The sequence below is a fragment of the Streptomyces sp. NPDC088254 genome, assembly GCF_044740925.1.
GTDB lineage: Bacteria > Actinomycetota > Actinomycetes > Streptomycetales > Streptomycetaceae > Streptomyces.
Map to the genome: position 1 here is coordinate 185187 of NZ_JBIURQ010000006.1, position 23218 is coordinate 208404.

The following is a 23218-nucleotide window of genomic DNA, read 5'->3' on the forward strand; positions in this document are numbered from 1 at the left end:
CGCCTTCTGCTTCCGGGGTCCACCGAATGTAGGCCCAATGCATTTCGCGCCCTCCAGGGCTAATATCAGTAGACGTAAAGCTCTATGCCGTCGCCAGTGTTCTGGTTCGTAATCCAGACCTCATCATTGCTGACGGTCCAGACGTCGCCGAAGGCCCACATGCGTACCTGGTCAATGCGGGACTCGGGCGTCCTGTGGTCGTCGAGGACTGCGGCGAATATGTCGAGCCAGTCACCCTGCGAGCAGTCGCAGATCGTCTGGATGGCGACCGCGTACTTCTTCTCGGGCTGGAGATGGCGAGCCAACGGCCCGCCCTGCCTCATCGGCTCCCGGGGTTGTGGTCAACCCTCCTTGGTGTCTTCGTAGATGGGCTGAACGGTGTCCAGGTCGACGAGCTGGCCCACGCGGAGGGTGTTCAGCCCGCGGAGCATCGCGATCTCCTGCTTGTGATGGGGATCTTTGAAAACGGCCGGGGCCGCTCCTCACCCCACTTGCTTGGTCTTTGAACTGAGTGGGGAGGATGGGGATCGAAGAGCGGTCCTTGATCGCCAGAATGTAGGTTTTGGCCATGACTGGTGACTGGCGGATGGACCGGATCGGGACTGCGCTGAGGGGCGAGAACCCGACCGTCCTGCAGCGGCTGACGTCGGGGTTCGCGGTGATCGGGGACGTTCAGTTCCTGCCTGGCTACTCGGTTCTGCTTGTGGACGAGCCGGATGTGCAGCGGCTGTCGGACCTGCCGAGGGCGAAGCGGCTGTCGTTCCTGTCTGACATGGACCAGCTCGGCGAAGCGGTCGAGCGTGCCTGTCGGCGGCTGGACCCGGCTTTCCGCCGGGTCAATCTGGAGATCCTGGGGAATACGGACCCGTTTTTGCATGCGCATGTCTGGCCGCGGTTCGATTGGGAGCCGGCCGATGTGGTGGGCAAGCCAGTGTGGCTCTATCCGCGTGAACGGTGGAGTGACGACCAGTTCAGGCTCGGTCCGCAGCACGACGCGCTGCGGGATGCGATCAGCAGCGAACTGGACCAACTGCGCTCGGTAACGTGAGTGTTGCGGGCCCGCCGACCGTCAGGTCGGCGGGCCCGCAGATCGGTGACGGTCAGCCGAAGCTCACTGGAGGCGTCTGAGCGGGACGATGTCGGTGACGCGGTTGGTGATCGTGGGGCGGGCGGCTTCCTGGGTGGCGAGCAGGGCGACGATCGTGACGGGCTGGTCGCAGTGAGGACAGTTCCGGACTGCCGTCGGTGCCAGAGGGTCGATGGTCCCGGGGGCTGTCGGCTGCGGAGCGGGCGGAAGGGCTCGGGGATGTTCGCCGAGACGGCGTGCTCGTTCTTCGTCGCGGGTCCGGTTGCGTTGCCTTTCTGACTCGCGACGGCATTCGGGCGAGCAGTAGATCTGGCGGAGTCGGGGGTTGGCGGTGAAGATGCCGTCGCAGACCGGGCACGTGTGTGCGGCCAGGCTGGCGGGAGCGCGTCGGTGGGCGGCGCTCTTGCAGCGGGGAGAGCAGTAGATCTGTCTCGGGCTCGGCATGAACTCGCCTGCACAGACTGGGCAGTTGATCGGTCTGGGGGTGAGCTGTTCGTCGTTGTGGGTGGGGTCAGGAGACACGTGCGTTGACTCCCTTGCGCATGGCGTCGGCCTGGTTCTGGTGGCCGCGAAGCCGGTAGGAGGGTCCGTCGATGCCTGCGACGGCAGCTCGGTGCAGGAGCCGGTCGAGCATGGCGGCGGCGACGGTGGCGTCGCCGAAGGCTCCGGCCCAGTCGGCGATCCCGACGTTGGTCGTGAGGATCGTGCTGGACTTGAGATACCTCTGGTTGATCACCTGGAACAGGGCCGAGGCGCCGTCCTCGGGCAACGGCAGGTAGCCGAGCTCGTCGATGATCAAAAGCTTTGGACCTGCGAAGAAGCGCATGCAGGTCTTCCAGCGGCCTTCGAGGGCAGCCTTGTGGCACTTGGCTGCGAGTTCGGCGGCGGTTGTGAAGTAGACGCGGTGGCCGGCGTCGACGGCCGCTCGTCCGAGGGCGACGGACAGCATGGTCTTGCCCACTCCGGGAGGGCCGACGAACAGTACGTTGGAGGCGTCGTCGAGGAAGCGGAGGGTGGCCAGGTCGCGGATCAGCTTCTCGTCGACGCCGGGTTGGGCGGCGAAGTCGAAGTCGGCCAGGGTCCAGGGCTCGGGCAGGCAGGCGAACCGTTCCCGGGCGGCGAGCTTGCGGGCTTCGGTGGCTTCGACCTCGATCTCCAGGAGCCGTTCCAGGGCTGCGGTCAGTGACATCCGCTCGGTGCGGGCCTGGTCCAGGACCCGGTTCAATGCCTCAGCTGCGTCGTTGAGTTTGAGGTAGGACAGGTGGCCTCTGAGCTGCTGGAATCGGCGGGCTTCGCTCACCTGCATCGGTGACGTACTCACTCCGGACTCTCCTCCTGCTTCGGTGAGGGGACACTCCGCAGCCGGTCGGCCACGGCGGCATAGTGGGTCAGGTCGATCACGACCCGTTCGGCGGAACTGCCGGCGGTCGGCCCTTCGCGCAGCCGCTCGGCTTCAGCCAGGGCTGCGGCTGACGGCGGTTTGCGGATCTTGCTCTTGCAGGGAGCCCGGTCGGAGAACGAGGACAGCACCGCCCGCTCCAGCGCGATGACATGTCCGTCGTCCCGGACGGTCTGCCCGGCACCTCGCGGGGCCCGGCGGTGACAGGCGACGACGGCCCGGCCGGCGGTAACGATCCGCAGGTCGTCCTCGCCGAGCCGGTGCAGGACCTTGACCGTGACGCCGGGCAAGCCGGGCGGGACGGAGTAGAAGTTGCCGTCGAAGGCGACCAGGCTCTGCGGGCTGACGGTCCGCTCGACCTCCAGCTCGGCCGGGAACGGCCGCACCGGGATGTCGAGCAAGGGCTCGGCCGCGGCGAGCTCGCCGACGGTGGTGACCGCTCCGTCGATCCGCCGGCGCCGGTCGTCCATCCGGACCGAGAGCTTGTCGACCCCGGACTGGGCCTGCACGACCGTGAGCCCGTCGGGAACCGTGCGCCACCAGCGTTGCGCGGCCGAGTGGTTGGCCTTCTCAACCACTCCCTTGCGGTTGCCGCGGCGAGGTGGGCAGATGTCCACCCCGACCCCGTAGTACTTGGCGACGGCGGCGAACGCTGCAGTGACCTGGCCGCTTGAGGGGTAGCAGACGGTGGCCATCCGGTCGAAGCGCCACCGGCGGGCGGTTCCGCCCAGCTTGCGCACGACATCGTCCAGGGCCTGGACCAGGTGGGGGAAGTCCTCCGATTCCGCCAGCACCGCCCTCCATCGGCCCGAGTGCGCGAGGGCCCCGACCAGCAGATGCGCGTGCTCACCCGACCCCCACCCGTCGGGCGGATCGGGCAGCTCCAGCCAGTCGAACTGGATCTCCTCACCCGGCGGATGCGCGATCACCGCGACGTTGCGGCCGGTCGAGGCATGACAGGGCTCGCAGTGCGGCCGGACGCGATAGCGGCGAAGGGCGCGGGTGAACGTCGAGTACGCACCCTGATAGCCGAGCCCCACCACCTCGTCGAACAGCGTGGACGCCCACAGGTGCGGGTCGTCAGCAAGGCGCTGGCGGCAGTACGGAAGGAACGGCACGAACGCATCAGGCGGCTGACGCCGCTGGCCGGCGGTCCGTTCACCGTTCAGATAGGCCCGGATCGTCTTGCGGTCCCGGCCCAGATGCCGGGCGATCGCCGAGATCGTCCATCCCTGCCGACGCAGTGCATGAGCATCCACGTCTTCCTCCCGCGTGAGCATCCAGGCCCCCGGACAGGCCGAACTTGCGCACGCAGGCTTTCCGAACTAACCGTCAGATACGACGACACACCGGGCAAGATCACACGATGGGTGGGGAGATCAACAGAGCAGGTTTGCCCCACCCGTGAGTAGCAAGTGGGGAGATTCAAGAAGCGCCATCACTTGCGCTCCGCGATGCCGGCGGGGCTCAGCGGTCGGCCGTCCTGCCTGAAGTCGCCTTGCTCCAGAAACATTTCCAGTGTCATTTTCCATTCGTCGACCTGGTACTGCGTGATCCTCTGCGTGCGGGCCATGCGTCAGTCGCTCCTTGCAGGGCGTGATGGGGGTTGGATACTGCGCGTGATGGTGGAGTTAGGCGCGGGGGTTCAGTGCCATGTGCCGGCGCAGGCTCTGCCCTGCGCCGGCGAGGACGTCAGTGACCTCCTTGGGAAACGTCACGTAGACGAAGTCGAGGGACGTCACCTTGTCGAACAGAAGCATCACGGCCTCGTGGCGCGGGATGCCCCGGCTCATGAGGTAGAACAGCTCCTCTTCGTCGAGCACCGGCTGGCCTCCGAGCGAGTTGAGGGTCGCGTCGGGATCCGACGCGAGCTCCATGGGCCGCTCGGCCACAACGTACTCGTGGGGCCAGAGGTGCAGGTCGCCTCCAGGTGTGGCGATGACAGCCTGCTTCGGCGCGATGCTCGCGCCGTTCATCCTGATCGCCCCCGAGTTCAGCTCGTGGGGGCGGGCTTGCCACATGCTCAGGGGCGGGATCCGGAAGCGCGACATGAGCTCGGTGCACGGCTCTTCGACCACGATGATCCAAGCCCCCTCGTCGGGGATCTGCTTGCCGTCGTACTCGGGGAAGTACATCGACGGCTCGGAGCCCATGGAAGCGGCGATCTCCCAGCCGTCATCGACGGCGGCGCGCTGTCGCTCTGCGTCCCAGGCCAGCCATTCGGACGTGACCTCGGTGCGAGGGGCGTCGGCGTACTTCTTCGGAGGATGAGGGCGCATGGGCGGTGCTCTCCTTTGTCGGTGTCAGGGTTCGGGCGTGTACAGCCGGACGTCGACGTTCGAGAGCGTCGTTCCGAGGACGCGATGGATGCGCGGGCGCACGTCGTTCCAGTCGAGACCGCCGTTGCCGCAGCCGAGCGGCGGGACGGCGATCGAGCGGAGCCGCTCGTCGCGCACGAGCTGGACGAGCGACTGGAGCGCTTGGTCGATCCACTCGATCCGTGAGGGGTCACGCCAGTGGTCCTTGGTGGCGACGTTGACGATCAGCGGTGCGGTGTTTTGCTGGCCTGCCGGTCCTGCCTGCCAGGAGCGCACGCTCCCCGGTCGGAAGAGACCGCGTCGGCAGTGCTCCTGGTAGCTGGCGTACATCGCCGGCCAGCGGCGCTTGAAAGCCAGGGCGATGCCGTTGCCCATGACGCCGACGCAGTTGACTGTGTTGACGAGCGCGTCGGCGTCGTCGTCGAGCAGGTCGCCGTGCTTCTCCGTGATCATGGTCCTGGCCTTTCCTGTGGCGGATTCACGCCTTCTTGGGCGCGGCAATGAACGCGACGCCTTCCTCGTGCCGCCATTGGGTGACGATGTGCAGCAAGTGCGTCTTGAGGTGCGCACGGAGTGCGGCGATCTCGTCGACATCCTCGTCGAGCACAGCGCGGATCTCGTCGATGCGCTACTGGTCGATCTCCGTCGTCGGCTCAGCGCGAGAACCGGCAGCATGCTGCTGCACATGAGTGCGCTGGGCGGAGGTCCCCCTCTTCTTCGGTGGCACGCCGGCGTCCATCGAGATGGTGACGGCGCGTGCGGTGCCGCCGCTGCCGTCGGCCATGTCAGGGACCAGCTCACAGAAGTAGTGGCCGGCTTCGATGTCGAGCCCTTCGTCGAACTTCCATCCGGTGATGTATGCGGTTCCGTTGGAGTTGAGTCCACGGACTTCGTAGACGTGCTCGCCGGTCTCGTTGTCGGCGCAACGCTGCAGCATGAGCTTGCGGGCGTCCCGGTCCACAAGGACGATGAGCTTCATCGTTGGCATGTTGCCCGGCCAGCGAGCACCGGCGTCGCCGGGCGTGGGACAGAGCCAGTCCCGCGTGCCCGCGGACAGGGTGATCTGCGAGCGTCCGTTCTCGCTGTGGAGCACGGTGAGCTTCGCTGGTCGCTGCTTGCGCCGCGGCTGGCCCAGGTCAGGGCGATAGATCTCGAAGGGCATGATTGCGGTCCTTTCAGAGGCCGGTCAGGAGGGTGTGCCTGGGTCAGCCGGCGAGGTGGTGGCTCAGACGCGCGATGTAGTCGGCATAGCCCTGCGGGACGGCGGAGCCGCTCGTCTTGTCGCCAGCCGGTCTTCCCACGAGGGGTAGGTCTGGCGGGTGGTGCTGCTGTAGGCCTGCATCAGCGAGCCTCCTTGGTGTCTGGTTGGCGGCCAATGCGTGTCCCAGCTGGTGCACTGAGGGGCCTCATCGGTGTCTTGCCCGGGGCATCGGCGATCAGCGTCGCCCTCGCGTCTGGCCGGTGGCTGCAACGCGTCTTGCTCGGTGCATCACCGGGACTCGGAAATGCCGCTGCCGAGACGCCGACGTATCAACGGGGAACAGGCCGATGTACGAACACCCGGCCTGTTCCGGTGTCGATCCCGCACCCGGGTCGGCTATGCCGACCCAGACCCCCGAGGATCTTCTTCATGAAGGAGTCCTCTTCTCGATCATGCGTGTTCGGTGAGCGGTCGCCGCAGCGACGGCCCGGCTGTGGGATCACAACCGGGCCGTCGTCGGATGGGTGTGGGTTAGACCCGCTCGGAAGCCCATAGGTCGTTGAGGTCCTCGCGGATCTCTTCCTCCAGGGCGGCGAGAAGCGCCTGCTCGGCGTTGAAGTCCCCGGAGACGGCCTCGATGAGGTCGTCCTGGACCTGCTGCTTGCCAGCGAGCACCGAGGGCATCCGCTCGTCCTGCGTGCCCTTGGCGATGAGCCGGTGGATGGTCACCGGCTTCGTCTGGCCCGTGCGGAAGAGCCGGCCGTTGGTCTGCAGGTAGTGCTCGAGTGAGAACGGCAGCGTGTACCAGATCATCGTCGAGCCGCCGTGCTGCAGGTTCAGGCCGTGCCCCGCGGCGGCGGGGTGGAGCAGCATCACCGGGATCTGCTTGGCATTCCACCGGCGGACCATGTCGCGTGAGCCGTCGAAGGCCTGCGCGTCGATGCCGGCCTGCCGGAGCCGCGTGAGCAGCTGCTGCTTGTCGGACTTGAAGTGATAGGCGATGAGCACGGGCTCGCCGCCGTTGTTCCGCACCAGGTACTCGGTCATCTCGATCTTCTTGTCGTGGATGACCTCGTACCGGCCCTTCGTGGTCGGGTCGTCGGGGTCCGCGGTGTAGAGCGTTCCCGAGGCGAACTGCATGAGCTTGCTGGTGAGCACCCCCTGGTTCTCGGCGACGATCGACTCGACGCTCTGCGTGAGCTTCCCGTCGTCGTCGGTGTAGGTCTGCACGATGTCCAGTACCAGGTCGCGCTTGAAGTCCTTGTAGGCCTGGAGCAGGTCCGGCGGGAGCGTGACGTTGACGTCCTGGATGCTGAGCGCCGGGAGCTGCAGGCTCGTATTCTGTGCACTCATCACCAGATGCGAGATGGCCTGATGGATCTCGGCCTCGGCGTTTGCCGTGGGGATCCACTTCGCCGGCGTCGTCATGCCGGGCACCATTTTCGGCGTGAACCACCGGTTGCGGAACGCGGTGATGTTCTGCCCCAACGTCTGGCCCTGGTCGAGCAGGTAGACCTGGCTCCACAAGTCGTGCAATCCGTTCGGGCTCGGTGTTCCCGTCAGCTCGATGAGCCGGGTCATGGCCGGACGCACCGTCGCCAGGGCCTGGAAGCGCTGCGAGTCGTGCGACTTGAAACCCTGGGACTCATCGATGATGACCGTCTGGAACGGCCAGATGATGGTCCTTCGCCCGTTGATGTTCTGGATGGGCAACTGGTCGATCAGACCGAACCGGCATTCGGGGCAGCCGTCACCGGAACAGGTTCGGCAGCCATAGGCTTCCCACGTCGCCAGGGCCGATTTGAGCAACTCCTGAATCCAGGCGCGGATCTTGGCCTTGGCGGGGACCCGGTTGTTGGCGTTGCCGGTGCCCAGAGCACGGTACTCGTCGATCAGCTCGTCTCGGCCCAGTGGCCCCCGTGCCTGGAGCAGACCCAGGATCGCCGTCGCCTCCGGTGAGATGGTCGGGGCAGGCACTGCGCCTGGCACCGGCGTGATCAGCTTCGTCTCCTGGGACGGCTGAGTCAGCAGCTCCTGGTTGATGAAGTACATCGTCGGCGGATCGGTGGCGACCTCCTGGAAGCGCTTCAGGCGCTTGGCCTTGGGGAGCTTCCTGTCGTTCTCGTCGACGATGAGCGACTTCGTCCGGATGGGGAAGCCCCACTTCTCGATCTCGTCGATCCAGGTGGAGCGGGCGATCGCCACGGGCGCTATGACGAGGATGTGACCCATCGGGCGGACCGTCTGCAGGACGCTGAGGGTCGTGAGCGTCTTGCCGGCCCCGACGCCGAGCCACGCGCCGGCGAAGGGGTGGTCAACGAGGAAGTCGTGGATCTGCTGCTGATGTGGCATCAGCGAGATCGGGGACGGAGCAGTAGCCGTAGTCATGTCGCTGGTCATCCCTTCTCTTCGAGTGAGTGGTCAGGCATGGAATGCCTCTTGAATGAGGTCGAGTCGGGCATGGGCCTCGTCGGCTCTCTGTTTTTGCTGCGCGAGTTCGGTCTCCAACTCGGCGACCCTCGCTTCGAGCTGCGTGACGCGCGGGTTGGGTCCGAGGGCTTTTCGCACGCGTTGCAGCACTGCCACCGGGTCGGTCGTGCTTCGCCTTCTGCGGGGTCTCAGGAGTGATGTCGGGGCCGTCGCTGGCCGGAGGGGTGGAGGAGGCGTGATCGCGATGGACCCACCTCTGTGAGCCCAGAGCAGCCGCCAGGGTGAAGGGCCGTCGGCAGACCTCGTATCTGAAATCCCGCGCCTGGGGCGTGGATTCGGCCTCCGTCTCGGCTTCAGCCGCGCAATATGACCTCGAATAGCGGCTGACCGGACTCGTCGAAGGTCACCTTCAGCGGCGTATCCGCGGGAAGGCTGCCTTCTTGAGCGTCGAACCAGGCGGTGAAGGCTGTGCTGTGCCGGATGAACGCCTGGGCCACCGTGATCTCTTGGGCCCGTCTGGGTTCCTGAGCGGAGTCCGACGATGGAACTTCAGCATGGTGCTCGGCCATGAGCCGGCGCATGTCGGCCCTGGCTCGCCCAGACAGCCCCGGTGGGTGCTCAGCACCCCGGGGTCTCCGTCGGCCAGCAGTTCATCCAGCAGGCGGAGGCTCTGTGCGTCCAGTCGGTTCCGCAGACGGCGACCAGCCTGGAGCAGCGCCAGTTTCTGAACGGACTCCTGGATCTTTCCGCCGTACCTCACGACGCGCCCCCGATGCCGTAACGCTCCAGCGCCGCGTCCACGCCTCGCCGGAACGACTCCAGGTTCAACTGAATGTCCGCCGGGACGGGCACGCCCCGGTAGTGCGACTGCGGAACATCCCGGCTGCCGAACCCAGGGCCCCACTCCCCGGCCGGAGGGCGCTCGCCGTAGGGGTACGCCATCGGCAGCGGGCCGTCGTTGTGCGTGCCCCACATCTTGGCCGTGTGCATGGTCGGGATGAGGGTCCCGGTCAGGCCCCGGCAGCGGTTGCAGGGGTAGTTGACGTACCGGACGTCCGTGTTCGCCCGCTGTCCGTCGCAGGCGGAGCAGTTCCACGTGCCGCACCGGCGGCACGCGTAGCGAGGCTCGCTCACGACGCACCTATGTATCTGTGGGGCATGGTGCTGCTCTCTGTTGGTCGGATGAGGTCTGGAGGAGGTTCGCGATGAACGCGTCGACGCTCGGCTTGTCATCGACGACATGAACCTCGGCTCCGTGGCGGCGCAGCTTGGCGTGCGTGAGCTGTTGCAGCTTCCGCAGCTGGCCGCCGGGGCGCTTGACCTCGACGAACACGGTGCCGCCGGGGGCGACGACGACCCGGTCGGGCACTCCCCCGCGTGCCGGCGAGACGAATTTCAGGCACAGGAAGCCGTGCGCCCGGCACTGGCTGAGGAGGTAGTCCTCGATGGTGCTCTCGCGCGTGCGAGGCATCAGCGCCGTGCCGTCTCGTCCGAAGAGGCCGTCGGCGCACCGTACTTCAGCTCACCGGGCTCTACGAGCCGGAGGCCCGTGGAATGCCTGTGCATTCGGGAGACGCTGAGGGTGGAGTGCTTCGTGCCGTAGTGATCTCGGACTTGGGCCTCCCCGTCCGCAACGGACTCGATGACGACGCGGCGCTTGCTCTGCCGGGTGTCGAGGTCCTCCCAGATCTGGCCCCGGCGGACCAGGATGCCCTCGCGGGTCGTGTTCTTCTCCTGCTGGACCTGGGCGTCGTCGTCCTGGGTGGAGGTGTCGGTCGCGGCACTCACAACTCGTCGCCCCCCTCAACGGTGCGGACGGGAAGTGTGGTTTGGAACATGACGTCTCTCGATTCTCTTGCCATGGCGAGCCAGACTCGCCTTCATCTGAAATTCGAATCGGGCACCGAGCAGCCTCGTGTCGGCACGCCCCGGCACCCTGCGGTCCGATGGCGGAGCGGGGGAGCTGATCAGGCGCCGTTTCTCCAGTTCTTGGTGAACGTCTCGTCGAGCATCCGGGTGTAGATGTTGAGATCGAGCGCCCCGATGAGCTGCTCGACTCGGGCGGCCGGCAACGCGCGAAGGTCGTCGTTGACGACGATCACCGACCAGTGCGGGTCGATGCCGTTGATCCGGCGGATCACGACGTCCTGGTCATCGGGCAGCAGCGTGAGGCCGTCGGAGGTGCTGGCCTCGCTGCGGTTCTTCGCCCACCCGTGGTGGCGCAGGATCTCCAGCGCGATCGGGTCACGTCGCACCCCGGCGCTGCCGGACTCGCGCCGCTTGGCCTGGCTGGCCGGGTTCACCTTCCATGCGCCGGCGTTGTGCAGGCTCACGGCACCATCCGTGCCGTCGTGGACGATGAAGACCCGGTTGACCATCTGCAGGGCCCGCGGGTTCACCAGCTGCGCATCGGCGTCCTCGTTGTCGTCACGGTCGGGCCCGGCGCTGACCGGGTCGGCGGCGAACGGGTAGGTGATTGATCCACGCGAGGCGGCGAGGACGTTCTGGAACAGCAGCAGCGTCCGTACGGGATCGGCCGGGTCGATCGCCTCCTCGATCATCTTCCGGCCCAGCACGGGATCGAACGGCTCGGCGAGAGCCTCCTCTCCCCTGTTGGCAACGGTCTGCAGGTAGCGGGCCAGGGCGAAGTCGATCACGGCCGGGTGGGCCAGCGACTTCGTCGGGGTAGGACCCGCGTGGCAGGCCAGCGTCCCGCCGGAGGCGGTGATGATCGGGCTGTCGGCGACGCTCCGGTCCTCGCCGGGCGACTCCAGCTCGAGCCGGTTGTTCGAGTCCTTGCTGATGAGGAACATCAGCTCCGGTTCGATGTCGATGCCGATGGCGGCCTGCTGCTCGGCAAGCACCCGGTTGTTGGTGGCCTCGTCGAAGCCGTTCTCGCCGCCGACGACGGAGTAGAGGCCGTCGGTATTCGTCGAGATGATCCGCGCGCCGGCCAGCGTCTGGGCCTGCCCGATCCGCCAGCTGAACAGCTGGCCGATGATCCGCATCGAGATGGTGCGGTTGTTCATCCTGATCGGGGTCCGGTGCGCGGCGTCAGCAGCTCCAGAGGCCGAGTTGAGGATCAGCTTCGTGCCGTTGCGCAAGGTCGTGAGCCGAGCCTTCTCCTCGGCGGAGATCCCCGGCTTCTTCATCTCGAAGCCCAGGCGCTCCTTCTCGAAGAAGATCGTCGTGTAGCGGTCCTCGCCCAGCTCGGGGTTGTAGAACGCCCTCATGTTGCGCAGCAGGTTCGGGTAGTAGCTCGTGAAGTCCTCGTGGATGACGAGGCCGGCCGAGGTCCGTGCGAACTTCGGGTGCAGCTTGGTGGACTTGTCGGCCTTGGCGGTGAACAGCGCGGGCGCCTTCCTCGCCGGCTCATCGCGATAGACGGCATTGACCGCCGAGGTGACGGCCAGTACCACCTTGCCGTCGAGCACGGTCCCGTCGGCCAGGCGCACGTGCAGCGCCTCGGTGTCCGGGCGCTGAGTGTCCAGTAGCTGGGCCGGATCCGGCAGTTGGGCCTGCGCACGCGCGAGCTGCTCGGCCTGGTCCGGGTCGTCCTTCTTCGGCTTGCGGTACTTCACCTTTTTCGGGTCCGATCCCAGCAGCACGAGCCGCTTGTCGACGGCCGTACCGTCGGGCAGCGCGAGCAGGTTGTGCTGGCGCTTGGCCTCGGCGACGAAGTCCTTCGCGTCCGGGTAGAAGAGCTTGGCGAGGCCGATCATGGCTGCCTGTTCTCGGTACTCGAAGGAGTCGGCGTAGAAGACTGTCATGTCCGCTTCCGCGCCGTGGATGCCGCCTGTGCTGAACGTGGCGAAGCACGACGACGGGGAGGCGTCACGATGGAAGTAGGGCATGTTGTTCGGCGTCTTCGGTATTTCGCGCAAGGATTTGGCCGGGAGGTCGAACAGGTCGCGGTACTCCTCGGAGTCGTTGAAGTTCTGCCCCTCGATCGAGCGGTAATAGTTGACGACCTGCATGAACTGGCGGTGCGCCTTCGCCTGTGCCGGCGTCGCGGCTGGGTCCTTGGCAGGGTCGGGGGCTACGTTCTCCTCGAAGAAGCGCACGCACTCGTCGAGCACGTTGACCTGGGAGATGCCCTGCTCCTTGGCCACCTCCTTGGCCGGATAGAGGAACGACACGGCCTCGATGTCGTTCAGCGAGGTGTACGGCGCGAGGATGCGGCCGACGAACTTCGCCGAGGACGAGTCGATGGTCAGGCGGTCCCGGCGCACCGAGCCGTTCTTGGCGTAGACGGTCTCGGAGTACTGCGCCAGCAGGCCTGCCTTGAGGTCGAAGTTGCTGGCGTAGGCCGGGTGCTGGAAGAGCTGGGCCAGACCCAGGCAGTCGGAGACGTTGTAGGCCAGCAGCTCGTAGAGGTCCTCGATCGCGGCGATCGAGGTGTCGTGGCTGAGCTTTTCGGACTCCTTGATCTGGCGGCCGAGCATCCCGAGCAGGCGCTTGAGGCTCACCTTGGTCTGCAGTTCGTTGAGACGGGCGACGTCCAGGTGCCGGCCCGAGTGCATCATGGCGCGGCGGATCTTGGCGGCCGGGCCGTCCCAGCCGAGGTAGCCGGGCATGTACTCGATGTGCTCGTTGAACAGTTTGTCGTTGTGCTCGCGCATCTCGCGCGCGGTGGTCGGCTGGACAAGACGGCCGGAGTGCGGAGCCGGGAAGGTCTCCATCAGGTACAGCGCGAGCATGGTCGTGTCGTAGTGCAGCGAGTTGTACCCGGCCAGGAACGGGTGCTTCAGCGGGTCGTACTCGGGATCCGTGTCGCAGACCGGGCGCAGGCTCGCCGGATAGGACGAGACCTCGCTGCGGTCGTTGACCTGGTCGGCGTTCGAGAGGCCCATCAGCTCGGCGAGGCGGAGGTTGCCCAGCTCGCCTCTCAGGTTCCACAGCTGGACGCTCACCGCGGGCAGGCCCGGGTTGGAGCGCACCACGGCTTCATAGAGCGCCTGCGGGTCCACGGCGTCGGAGAGCTGCTGGTCGTCGGCGAGGAAGAAGATCTCCAGGTCGTCGACGGCTCTGTCGGGCCGCGGGGTGTAGGTGCACAGAGTGAAGACGTCCGACAACGACTCGATGTCGTAGAAGGTGAAGCGCGCCTTCGAGGCCGTGACGGGTGTTCGCCGTGTGGTCATGATGGGGATCTCTTTTCGTCGGTCCGACCATCACGGCCGGTGTCTGGGGAGGAGGCGCGCGTGGCCTCAGAAGGAGTCGAGAGGAGAGCGCCGGCGCGAGGTATCCATGCGCCGGGACGCCTCACTCATGAGCCGGGCCTTCTCCACGGGGTCTGCCGTGATCTGCGAGCGGACGATGAGGTTGGTGATCCGCTGCTCGCGCGCGACGTCGGACATCGCCGTGATCAGGCGGCCCTGGCCGCGGGCGAGTTCGAGTACGGCCTGGGTGAGTTCGCCGAGTGCGCCAGCAGTTTTAGCCATGGGTGCATCAGTCCTGTTCGCCAGTGGTTTCGTCGGTCGGGGCGGATGCGCCCGTCTGCCGAAGCAGTCCGCGGTAGCTGGCCTGCAGCGTCGGCTGGGATTTCTTCTTCGGGTCGCTGCCGGTGTAGCTCGGGTGCATCCACTTCTTCAGCTCGTACTCGGCGATGAGCACCTCGGGGTTGCTCATCATCTGACCGGGCCGGATCTTGCGGTTCTTGTCCGGGCAGTGCCACAAGGCATCCGGCCGGACGATCGCCACGAGGTCAGTGATGAACTGCTTGTTGCTCACCGGCGAGCCCGACGGCGAGACGTCGGCGAACCAGGCCTTGTACAGGTCGTAGAGAAATGTGAACGGTGCCAGGTCCCAGACCAGCCGCCCGCGGAACTCCTCCCAGAAGGCGCGCACGGGGTCGTTGACCTCCTTGTACTCGGCCAGGACTTCCTTGGTGGCCACCGGCTCTGAGAGCTGGTAGTAGTCACCCGGAGATGACGCGCCAGCGCGATTGATCGCGTACCAGAAGACGTACTCCAGGACCTCGCGGCGCTGGAGGTAGTCGTCCTTGATGTACTTCTTCTCGGCTCCGGTGAAGCTCTTGGTGAAGGGCACGAAGAGCTGCCGCCGGTAGAACGACTCGGACTTGTCCTTCACGCGCGGGAACTCGTTCAGGCACTGGACCATGAAGCCGAAGAACTGGTAGGCGATCGGCATCCGGTACTTGCGGTTGATCTGGATGACGTCGTTGGTCACGATCGCCTTCAGGTTGGCCGCCTTGTCGATGAAGGTGCCGACATCGTTCTCGTCGACGATGATCGCGTTGGCGCGCACCAGCGGTTCGAGCGCGAAGTCCTTGCCGAAGTCCGAGAGCGGAATCGAGGTGTGCGCGCCGCTGCCGACGAGGTTGCGCATGAGCGCGCAGAGCGTGCCCTTACCGTTGTTGCCCTGCTCGGAGTAGAACCAGGCGGTCTTGCCCCAGCGCACGTGCGGCCGGATGATCGCGCCGATGATCTCCCAGATCAGGTCGGCGAGGCCCTCGTCACCGGGCTGGTCGAAGAGCTCTGCGATCCAGGCGACGACTTCCCAATCTCCGTCCTCGGGGTGCGTGATGACCTGCTGCGGGGCGTCGTCCACGTAGTCGACGTCGTTCTTGGTCAGCAGCACGATGGCGGGGTCGAAGGGGTGGACCTGCTTGGGCTCGAAGTGGAAGTCCTTGCCGAAGACCGTGACGTCCAGCGGCTCGGTGCCGTAGAAGACGATGCCGTTGCGCGCGGCGATGAAGTCGCGGTTCGTGCTCTGGTGCCGACGCGGGCTGTCTTCGCGCAAAACGGCCAGGACCTCGGCGAACTCCTTGAGGGTCAGCTGGGTGTTGTACATGCGCGCCGTGGTGCGGATGTCGTCCTCGCTGGTGGTGTACGTCCCACGCGCGCGGCCTGCGGCCTGGTACATCGCCAGCAGGTCGTACTCGCGGTCGGTGTCCTTGGCGTTGGGCGCGATCCGGATGACGTGGTGCAGACGCAGGAGGATCTGCGCGACCTGCCAGTACGTCAGATATCTCGGCAGGGGGTACTTCTCGGCGGCCGCGGCCGCCTTGAAATTCTCGGCCTTGATGACGCCTCCCACGATCGCCAGCAGCTCCTTCTCCAGCACGCGAGGCGTCGGAGGATCGGTCGGGTCCATCTGGTCGAGGTAGGCGGCGGTGACGTAGGTGACGATCTCGTTCTGCGGAGCCATGTCGTCGCGGTTCGAGAAGTACCCCATGACGCTGGCCAGGACGTCGGCGACGGGGTTGGTGCGCGGTCCGGCGTTGGAACCGGCGGCAGGTACGGACATGAGGGCATCAGGAGGCGTCATGTTGCTGCTTTCTCGATCGTGATCGAGTTCCTGCCGGCGATGAGTGGGAAGCCGATTGGACTCGTAATCGAATGGAACGCGATCTTGACCCTACGTCATCCAAGTGCCCTTTTGCAACGATTGAGCTACCAGTCAACAAGGGAGTCGACTGACGAGCTGGATGACACCCAATGGAATGCCGAAAGGGCCACCGACAGGGACTGGAGAGAGCGCGCGACCGCCATGGCCATGCCACACACGTCGCGAGCCTGGGTGGGATGTGAGAGCCAGCGACTCCGTCGGTCACACGCCCCACGGAGTCACTGGCTTCTCGTGCTCGACCACACACCCGCGGGTGGCGTGAGCCGCCCGGCCTGCGGTCGAGGTTCGGAGGAGTTCTTCTGACCGGTCGAGCCAGCTGCCACCAGAGCATCGACTGGACGCTCTCCAGGAGGACCCCGAGAGCCGCATACCCCCCAGGGGTATGTGAGGCGTGTACCACTTGACGTGGTACACCTGTTTTCCCAGGTCATAGCAGGAATTTCGGGAGTTCAAGAGCAGGCTGTACCACGTGACATTTTCTACGTGGTACAGGTGTTTGCCCAGGTCAGGCGTGGTTTACATACCCTCCGTACCACTTGTACCAGGGGGTGGAGACTAGATACACGCGCAGGGGGGATAAGAGAGCAGACTGGCGAGCTGGGGCTGGAGCCGCCTGGATCGCTCCCGAACACGCCCCCTATGTAAACGGTCAAAAAGACGTGGTACTCGTGGTACATGGGCGGGAACCAGTGGTTGACCAGGCGAAAGGTCGTACCACGTCGGCGATCCCACGTGGTACACCCGATGCGGGAAAGAGCCTCGCGGTACAGATGTTTGCCCATTTCAGACGCGGTTTCAGGGATGTACCACGTCTCCTGGTACATCGATTCGCCCATCCCCCTGGCGACCAAGTCGAGGCGGACTTCCACGCCGAGCCGCCGTGCGGCTCCCCGGAGGCGCGGCCGAGCCTCAGCGGGACTGGAAGCCGCATGAAACATCCCTCGGCGTCCTGAGGCTCGCAGAAGGCTCCTGACGCGTCCTCCGAGCACGAGTCAGAGCTCCGTCCGAGCCGTTCGCCATGAGACTCCACTGGAAGCGAGAGGGCATTTGACTGACATTCGCTGCTCATTGCGAGTGATACACGACAGGTGCTATCGTTGACGCCAGGTGATCGATGTTGCACTGGAACGTGGAAACAGAGAGGCCGGAGAGCATCCCCGTGGGAAGGGAGCTCTCCGGCCTCTTTGCATGTGCTGACGAGTGCGAGGCGTGGATGGCGCGAATCACCCAGGGGTGACCAGCCTTCAGCCTCGCTGGCATCCCGCATTGGGGGACTCGGAACTGCGGCTACGGGATCGCTCGTCTGCTTCGACGACGTAGAGGATCTCGTAGGAAATCGTGGTGTTGAGGTTGAGCCGGTTCTTGCTCTGGCTCTTCTGCATCGTGATCTTGCGGAAGCCGCGCACGGCCTCAGCGCGATCGAAGAACCGACGCAGCCTCGAGTTCACGCGCTCACAGGCCTGTTCGGCCGTGACGCCCATGTCGGAGACAACGAAGACATGCGTGTGACCGCGATCGAAGGTGGGCTTCTCACCAGTGTCGAGGTCCAGACGGATCTTCGCACGGCTGATGTCGAGCGCGTCGGGACGGACGAGCTTTCCTCGTGAGTCGTACGTGCAGGTGCTGACGATAGCCATGATGAGATCCTCTCCTCTCCTGACGAGTATGACCGAATAGTTACTTTCAGTCACACCCCCGGTGACCGGATCACCCCGGTCACCACGAGCATGCCCTCCGCACGAGGGGCCGGCGGCTGAAAGGCCGCTGGATCCCGCAGGGAGGGCACCATCGCTTTTCAGAAGAGGCTGAGTACCTCGATCACTGCATCGCGGACTCGCCTCCCGCGCCCTGGACTGCGCCTGGCGCAGTCCCGCCAGCGACCCGCCGGTAGAGCCCCAAGGCACAACCAGCATAGGCCAGGCACAGGAACACCGCGGAGACGGGGTTCGCCAGAGCGCCGAGCGCCTGCGCCGGGACGAGGGCGGCAGCGAGGTTGAAGCCCAGGTGCAGGAGCACGCAGGGCCACAGCACGCGCGTGCGTTCGTAGACCAGGGCCAGGAGCACCGCCAGCGGCAGGGTCGAGGCGAACTGCACGGCGTTGCCGTGCAGCAGGCCGAACACCACGGCGGTGACCAGCGTGGAGGCGAGGATGCTCACCCGCTTGCGCAGCAACGGGTAGATCAGCCCTCGGAACAGGGCCTCCTCCCCCACGGGAGCCGCGACCAGGGTGAGCAACAGGGTCGCCAGGGCTCCAGCCGCGTGCCTGGTCTGGTTCGAGGCGTCGAAGCCAGCGGATCCGACCGTGACATAGATCCACAAGGCCAGCGACTGGCCGGCGAGGAAGGCCAGGACCGCGCAGCCGAGGACAGTCCACCCGAAGCGTGGGATCTCCGGCCTCGGCCGCGGCCCCGGCGCATGCGCGAGCCACCGGGGCCGCTGGATCCTCACCGAACCGACCAGGACGACGACGAGCATGCCCAGGACGGCGGTCGCAACGATCGGCTCTCCGATGAGGCGGACTGCGAAGGTGCCGAGGCTGAGGTAGACCGCGACGGCGGCGAACGGCACGAGGACGCACCACCCGATGCCGAGCAGACGCGAGGTGATCGGTGACGTCGTCAAGGTCTCCTCCTCTACGGGGCTCAAGCAGCCGTGGTGATCTGCTCGTTGATGACGGCCTGGACGCGGGTGTCGCCACGGAAGGTGTTCAGCTGCAGCGTCGCCGTGAAGCGCAGCGTCCCGAGTTCGGTGCGGCTGGCGCGCTGCACGAAGCCCCGGAGCATGTCGAACTTCTCCTCGGCGACGTTCCACCACAGGCAGGACAGGCCGGACCGGGTGACCAGACGCAGGTGCTGCGATTCGGATCCGATCCGGTCCACGCGCAGTCCCAGGGGCTCGATCGCGATCTCGACGACCGGCGCGGTGAAACCGTGCCCGAAGGGCTTGAGCCCCTCGGTCCGGCGCACCAGCTCGAACAACGGCTGCAGGTCCTCGAGGCCGGCGTCGCAGTCGGCGTCCGGGCCGAGCACGAGATCACCGTTCGGTCCGTCGGTGCTGACGGCGAGCAGGGCGACCTGGGTGGCCTCCTGCAGCACGGCGACGAGGTCGCCGAGCTTCTCAGCGTTCCCGACGCGGACGCCGCAGGCCTGCTGGTGCCCGATGGCGCTGAGACCGTCGTGCGGCTCCAGGCTGGTGATGATGTCGAACCACCCCGGCGAGCGACCGGAGCCGCTGACGAAATCGTCTGGGCCGGCGGGCCGGTTGACGACGACGACCGGGTGGCCGTTGAGCTCCATCATCCGGTTGGCCAGCAGCCCGTACATGCCCGGGTAGGCGTCCGAGAAGTACACCCACGGGGCCAACGGCTGGTCCCCGGTGGTGAGTTCTTCCATGTGTTCGATGACCATCTGCTTGCGCAGCTCATTGCTCTCGATCACCAGGTGGGCGACCTTGAGCTTGACGTCAGCACCGGCGGCCGTGAACACCGCGAAGCACGGCTCAAGCGAGGCCCCCGTGCGGCGCGGGCTGTTCATCGCCGGGGCGAGGTAGAAGCCGAAGAAGCCCTCGTCGAGGTCGTCGACGTCTCGGATCTTGCCGATCTGTGCGAAGGCCTTGAGCACGATCGCGAAGCCCTCGAAGGCCCGGAGGAAGACCGGGTGGTGCGGCTCGGTGCGCAGCATCTGCATCAGGATTGACTGCTCGATGTCGATGGCATCGGGATCAGCGTCGAACCCACCCCAGGGATTGGGGATCGTCTTCGGCGCGGCGACGCGCAGCAGGCGGGCAATCGAGATCGCATCACGCACCAGTTGACGGTTCTCGTACAGCACGGGCATGACGTCGGAGACGGTGCCCAGGCCGGCGAATAGGCGCAGCAGGTGGATCTCCCAGAGCTTCTCGGGCCGGTGCACGCGTGTGTAGGCCTCGATTACCTGGTAGAGCACGTGGGCACCGCAGATCCCAGTGTGGGCGTAGGTCTCGTCGATCCGGCACGGGTCGACGGTGATGTCCGCGGTCGAGCCCGGCGCGAGCTCTTCGTGGTGATCGGTCACCAGCGTCGTCCAGCCCAGGGCACGCGCGGCGGCGATACCGCGGTGGGAGTTCACTCCCCCGTCGCAGGTGAGCAGGACCCGCGTGTCGGGCCACTTCGCGTGGATCTCGGCGATGTCCTCGGGCGTGAGCTCGTGGCCGCGGCGGTAGTCGGGCAGGTGCAGCTCGACGTCGAAACCGAGCTCGGACAGGCCGGCGTAGCCGAGGACACCGGAGGAGATGCCGTCCATGTCGAAGTCGGGGGCGATGGTGATCTTCTTGTCCGTGGTCCGGGCGTCATGAAGGGCCTCGACCATCTCGGCCAGATCCAGGAGCTCGTCGTGCTCGGTGGACTCGATCTCCTTCAGGTACTGATCCGACCATCCCCTGCGCTGGCACAGCAGCTCGAAGAGGTCGGTGTCCTCGTCGGTGAGCGAATGGTCGTCGACGGTGTGGAGCGTGGACATGGTGGAGGCCTCTCGATCGGGGTCTTGGTCGGTGGGGAACGGGGTACGAGACCCCCTTGCGACACTGTGATTTTAGCAGGGACATTCATACCCTCTGCTCTTTTCGCAGTAATTCTGAGTCTTATTCGGGCCCTCAATGGCACACTTATCTCGAATGACCGCGACAGACTTTCCAAGGTCCTTGCGTATCGGCTACTCTCGCCGGTATGGCCATTCGAAGCATTGTCGAGTCGGATCTCAGCGGTAAGCCGGATGCGGCTACACAGATGTTCGGCTTGGGTGACACCTGGTACGAAATCGATCTCACAGCTGAGGAGCAGAAGAAGCTCGAGGAAGCGCTGAAGCCGTACCTGAAGGCCGGCCGGAAAGCCGGGAAGACAACGCCGGTCAAGAAGCGAGTCGTACCCGAGACGACTGCCGAGGAGCGCGACAAGATCCGCGAGTGGGCCAAGAAGGAGGGCTATGAGTTCGCGGAACGGGGACGCATCCCGAAGGCAGTCATGAAGGCCTATGACGAGGCACACGGCATCGATCGGAGCAAGTAGCGCTGAGCCTGGTGTTCGCCTCCCGGCCGACTCCTCCCATCCGTCCTTGAAGGGCCCTGCAGCACACTGCAGGGCCCTTCGTGCGTCATCAGAACCGCAACAGCGACGGATGGAGCACGGTGGCCGTCTCGATCCCCGCGGCTCGCGCGCGAGACCTGCAGTGGATCGTGCCGTGCGAGAAGTGCCCCGGCGTATGCGGCATGAGCTGCGCCTGGTCTCGCTGCGGGCATCCGGACTTCCGGCAGAGGTCGAGGAAGGCCGTGCACAGCACCTGAGCCCCGGCCTCGCGGAAGACCTGGGCGGTGTCGACCATCTCCTGGTTGCGCTGGAAGCCGGCCCGCTTCCCATGAGCCGACCAGGCGGCGGAGAAGGTGCGGACCTCGAAGCCGGCGGCCCGCCACAGGCGCTCGGCCATGGCGTCGGCACCCTCGGGGCAATGCCCCGAGATGAGTACCGGCCGGGTGACGTTCTCCGCTCCCCAGTCGCGCCAGGCGTCGTCGAACGCCGAGCGCATGCTCTGCTCGTCGTTCCAGCTGCGGGAACCGGTGACGAGGACGACGTGCGAGAACGATTCTGGAATCATTTCAGCAATCATTCGAGTCGCCTCTCCTTGTGACTCGGCGGTCTCCACAGCTGGAGTCGAGAGCTGTGGCCACGATGTCTGGACAGGCGCGGCGGCCTGCATGTCGCTGGCTCATACCGGCCGGCTGGTACTGGCGGCCAGGTCCTTCTCCCGGTGGAGCTCGACGCGGATCTGATCGTCATCACACATCGGCATGAGGTGGACGGTGTACATCCCGTCATCGCTGCGGGAGACGTGCACGGTGACGACCGTGCCGTTCTCGCCGTTGGTGAAGTCGACGTTGCCGATGCCCCCGGCTTCGCCGGAGCGCATCACCTCGGCGACGGCTTCGCTGTTCGGTTGCCACAACTTCGGCTCGTAGCGGGCTTCGGTGTCGTAGGGCGAGATTTCGGGCTGGGACTGCGTCATGGTGGCGCCTTCTCGCGGACTCGGGTGCGGGTGGCGACCATCGAGTGCGGACCTCGGTGGGGTCCGTGTGATCGCGATGTTCGACCCAGCTCCCGTGCCAGCTTTGCTGGCTGACGACTCGGAAGATCTTGCTGGTGTAATCCGCTCCCGGACGGATCGCGTGGCGAGACGTCGCACGGGTCGTCACTTCCCGCTGAGCCAGGCGCGCAGCGCCAGGCGATCCACCACTGCTGCACCCTTTGCTGCTGTCCACATCTGTGGACAACTGCAGCGGGGCAGTGGTGGGGTTTCCTCTCTCAAGCGCAGCGCTGGGCATCGCCGGAGGGAGCGCCAGCGACCGACGGGCCGGCGAGCGAAGCGAGCGGTGGAACCTGTCGGCTATGCCGACTAACACGTCCTCGGAGCGCAGCGGAGAGGCCGAGCGAAGCGAGGGTCCGCAGGACACGTGTTATCAGGTTCCCTTATGCCCTTTTGCTTCCTTGTCGTCGTCCTCGCTGTTCCACGGCTGGAGCGTTAGCGGAAGCCTGGAACATCAGGGGAAACGGTCCGTACCCTCTTGACCCGTACCCCTCCCCCTTTTCCGCGCAGCGGGGGTACGGGTCTGGCTGTTTCGCCTGGTCATCGCACCTATTGGGTGTACTGCTGTTTCGACGTCCGTGATACGGCCGTACCCCCCATGCTGATCCGTCCTCGTGAGGCACGAGCGAGGCCAGGGGTACGGGTCTGCTCCTGACGGGGCGCAGCCCCGGTTCATCGCCCTGCTGCCGCAGGCGGCACAGCCGTCGCCGCGCAGCGGATCCGTCCCCTCGCGACACCGTCGCTTCGGCTGTGGACAACGCTCTGCTCCACCGCTCGCTGCGGCGGCGCAGCCGGCCTCACTCCGTCGCGTTGTGCTGGCTGCACCGACGTGGATTTACCTCGCTCCGGTGCTGCCGCGGCAGCGTGCCAGCACTTTATGCACCGCGTCCAAGGCGGGCGTTCTGCACTGTGTCGACGACGCACGTTCCGGCCCCGGGCTGTGCTCCGTCTCGCGCTTGCGCGGCGAGCCCGGGGTGGTCCTTCGTGGACGCATCAGAAGAAGAGAGACCCGGCTGCTGCGACCAGCTGCCCATCGAGCACAGCGAGCAGCTCCAGCGTCATCGGGCCGTTGTCGTCTTCCTCCAAGGGCTGCTTCCGCGGCACATGCCTCTGCTGTTCCCCTACCCCACGGGCCTTCGCTGCGGAAGCAAGTCGTTCCTCGCACGATCGCTGTGTGCGGAGGACTGCTCCCCCATTGCTCCTTCTCCCTCTGCTCTCCTCTGCGCGACCATGACGGCCCGATGACGCCCCTGTACCGACCGTCGCACCAGCGCCGTGCCATCACGGCGCCGACGGCTCGCC

General features: G+C 66.0%; 24 protein-coding genes. 2 read left to right on the top strand and 22 right to left on the bottom strand.

The features are described 5' to 3' along the window. Positions 1–65: 65 nt before the first annotated feature. On the bottom strand, positions 66–305 hold the full coding sequence (locus tag ACIOC0_RS19110; protein ID WP_402156197.1) for a hypothetical protein: 240 nt from the start codon (positions 303–305) through the stop codon (positions 66–68). A gap of 263 nt (positions 306–568) precedes the next feature. Here ACIOC0_RS19110 and ACIOC0_RS19115 point away from each other — a divergent pair, with 263 nt between their 5' ends. Continuing rightward, the gene (locus ACIOC0_RS19115; protein ID WP_402156198.1) at positions 569–1048 is read left to right on the top strand and encodes a diadenosine tetraphosphate hydrolase; all 480 of its coding nucleotides are present in this window, start codon (positions 569–571) and stop codon (positions 1046–1048) included. 550 nt (positions 1049–1598) lie between these two features. Here the strand turns inward: ACIOC0_RS19115 and istB are convergent. The 19 genes from istB to ACIOC0_RS19210 form a co-directional block, all read right to left on the bottom strand. Beyond that, positions 1599–2408 carry an IS21-like element helper ATPase IstB gene (gene istB, locus ACIOC0_RS19120; protein WP_026244149.1) on the bottom strand — a complete coding sequence of 270 codons (810 nt, stop codon included), beginning with the start codon at positions 2406–2408 and terminating at the stop codon, positions 1599–1601. Beyond that, entirely contained in the window at positions 2405–3745 is a 1341-nt protein-coding gene (locus ACIOC0_RS19125; RefSeq protein ID WP_402156199.1) for a Mu transposase domain-containing protein, read from the bottom strand. Before ACIOC0_RS19125 ends, istB begins: the two co-directional genes overlap by 4 nt. A gap of 179 nt (positions 3746–3924) precedes the next feature. Further along, entirely contained in the window at positions 3925–4059 is a 135-nt protein-coding gene (locus ACIOC0_RS19130) for a hypothetical protein (protein WP_402156200.1), read from the bottom strand. A gap of 58 nt (positions 4060–4117) precedes the next feature. Further along, positions 4118–4765: a hypothetical protein gene (locus tag ACIOC0_RS19135; protein WP_402156202.1), complete on the bottom strand. Its 648-nt coding sequence runs from the start codon at positions 4763–4765 to the stop codon at positions 4118–4120. Between the two features lie 24 nt (positions 4766–4789). Continuing rightward, complete coding sequence (locus ACIOC0_RS19140) at positions 4790–5257, bottom strand: macro domain-containing protein (protein ID WP_402156203.1); 468 nt, start codon at positions 5255–5257, stop codon at positions 4790–4792. Positions 5258–5282: 25 nt separating this feature from the next. Then, the gene (locus ACIOC0_RS19145) at positions 5283–5411 is read right to left on the bottom strand and encodes a hypothetical protein (protein ID WP_402156204.1); all 129 of its coding nucleotides are present in this window, start codon (positions 5409–5411) and stop codon (positions 5283–5285) included. Between the two features lie 21 nt (positions 5412–5432). Beyond that, positions 5433–5966, bottom strand: a complete 534-nt coding sequence (locus tag ACIOC0_RS19150; RefSeq protein WP_402156206.1) for a hypothetical protein — start codon at positions 5964–5966, stop codon at positions 5433–5435. 570 nt (positions 5967–6536) lie between these two features. Then, on the bottom strand, positions 6537–8405 hold the full coding sequence (locus ACIOC0_RS19155) for an SNF2-related protein (protein WP_402156207.1): 1869 nt from the start codon (positions 8403–8405) through the stop codon (positions 6537–6539). A gap of 21 nt (positions 8406–8426) precedes the next feature. Continuing rightward, positions 8427–8591 carry a hypothetical protein gene (locus ACIOC0_RS19160; RefSeq protein WP_402156209.1) on the bottom strand — a complete coding sequence of 55 codons (165 nt, stop codon included), beginning with the start codon at positions 8589–8591 and terminating at the stop codon, positions 8427–8429. Positions 8592–8788: 197 nt separating this feature from the next. Continuing rightward, on the bottom strand, positions 8789–9004 hold the full coding sequence (locus ACIOC0_RS19165) for a hypothetical protein (protein ID WP_402156210.1): 216 nt from the start codon (positions 9002–9004) through the stop codon (positions 8789–8791). Between the two features lie 187 nt (positions 9005–9191). Further along, positions 9192–9569, bottom strand: a complete 378-nt coding sequence (locus tag ACIOC0_RS19170; protein WP_402156211.1) for a hypothetical protein — start codon at positions 9567–9569, stop codon at positions 9192–9194. A gap of 7 nt (positions 9570–9576) precedes the next feature. Then, positions 9577–9906: a VRR-NUC domain-containing protein gene (locus ACIOC0_RS19175; RefSeq protein ID WP_402156213.1), complete on the bottom strand. Its 330-nt coding sequence runs from the start codon at positions 9904–9906 to the stop codon at positions 9577–9579. Beyond that, positions 9906–10223, bottom strand: coding sequence for a hypothetical protein (locus tag ACIOC0_RS19180; protein ID WP_402156214.1), 318 nt, complete (start codon positions 10221–10223; stop codon positions 9906–9908). The genes ACIOC0_RS19175 and ACIOC0_RS19180 overlap by 1 nt, the downstream gene beginning before the upstream one ends. Before the next feature lie 179 nt (positions 10224–10402). After that, positions 10403–13576: a hypothetical protein gene (locus tag ACIOC0_RS19185; RefSeq protein WP_402156216.1), complete on the bottom strand. Its 3174-nt coding sequence runs from the start codon at positions 13574–13576 to the stop codon at positions 10403–10405. A gap of 66 nt (positions 13577–13642) precedes the next feature. Beyond that, positions 13643–13876 carry a hypothetical protein gene (locus ACIOC0_RS19190; RefSeq protein WP_402156217.1) on the bottom strand — a complete coding sequence of 78 codons (234 nt, stop codon included), beginning with the start codon at positions 13874–13876 and terminating at the stop codon, positions 13643–13645. A gap of 7 nt (positions 13877–13883) precedes the next feature. Next, positions 13884–15704, bottom strand: a complete 1821-nt coding sequence (locus ACIOC0_RS19195; protein ID WP_402156219.1) for a phage/plasmid primase, P4 family — start codon at positions 15702–15704, stop codon at positions 13884–13886. 1346 nt (positions 15705–17050) lie between these two features. Further along, positions 17051–17443: a hypothetical protein gene (locus ACIOC0_RS19200; protein WP_402156221.1), complete on the bottom strand. Its 393-nt coding sequence runs from the start codon at positions 17441–17443 to the stop codon at positions 17051–17053. Between the two features lie 181 nt (positions 17444–17624). Next, complete coding sequence (locus tag ACIOC0_RS19205; RefSeq protein WP_402156223.1) at positions 17625–18428, bottom strand: lysostaphin resistance A-like protein; 804 nt, start codon at positions 18426–18428, stop codon at positions 17625–17627. 20 nt (positions 18429–18448) lie between these two features. After that, positions 18449–20302: a DHH family phosphoesterase gene (locus tag ACIOC0_RS19210; protein WP_402156225.1), complete on the bottom strand. Its 1854-nt coding sequence runs from the start codon at positions 20300–20302 to the stop codon at positions 18449–18451. Between the two features lie 206 nt (positions 20303–20508). Here ACIOC0_RS19210 and ACIOC0_RS19215 point away from each other — a divergent pair, with 206 nt between their 5' ends. Then, complete coding sequence (locus ACIOC0_RS19215; RefSeq protein ID WP_402156226.1) at positions 20509–20847, top strand: Lsr2 family protein; 339 nt, start codon at positions 20509–20511, stop codon at positions 20845–20847. Positions 20848–20935: 88 nt separating this feature from the next. On the opposite strand, the gene ACIOC0_RS19220 is transcribed toward ACIOC0_RS19215, so the two are convergent. Both ACIOC0_RS19220 and ACIOC0_RS19225 read right to left on the bottom strand, forming a co-directional pair. Next, positions 20936–21430 carry an SLOG family protein gene (locus ACIOC0_RS19220; protein WP_402156228.1) on the bottom strand — a complete coding sequence of 165 codons (495 nt, stop codon included), beginning with the start codon at positions 21428–21430 and terminating at the stop codon, positions 20936–20938. Between the two features lie 111 nt (positions 21431–21541). Further along, positions 21542–21838, bottom strand: a complete 297-nt coding sequence (locus tag ACIOC0_RS19225; protein ID WP_402156229.1) for a hypothetical protein — start codon at positions 21836–21838, stop codon at positions 21542–21544. Between the last annotated feature and the right edge of the window lie 1380 nt (positions 21839–23218).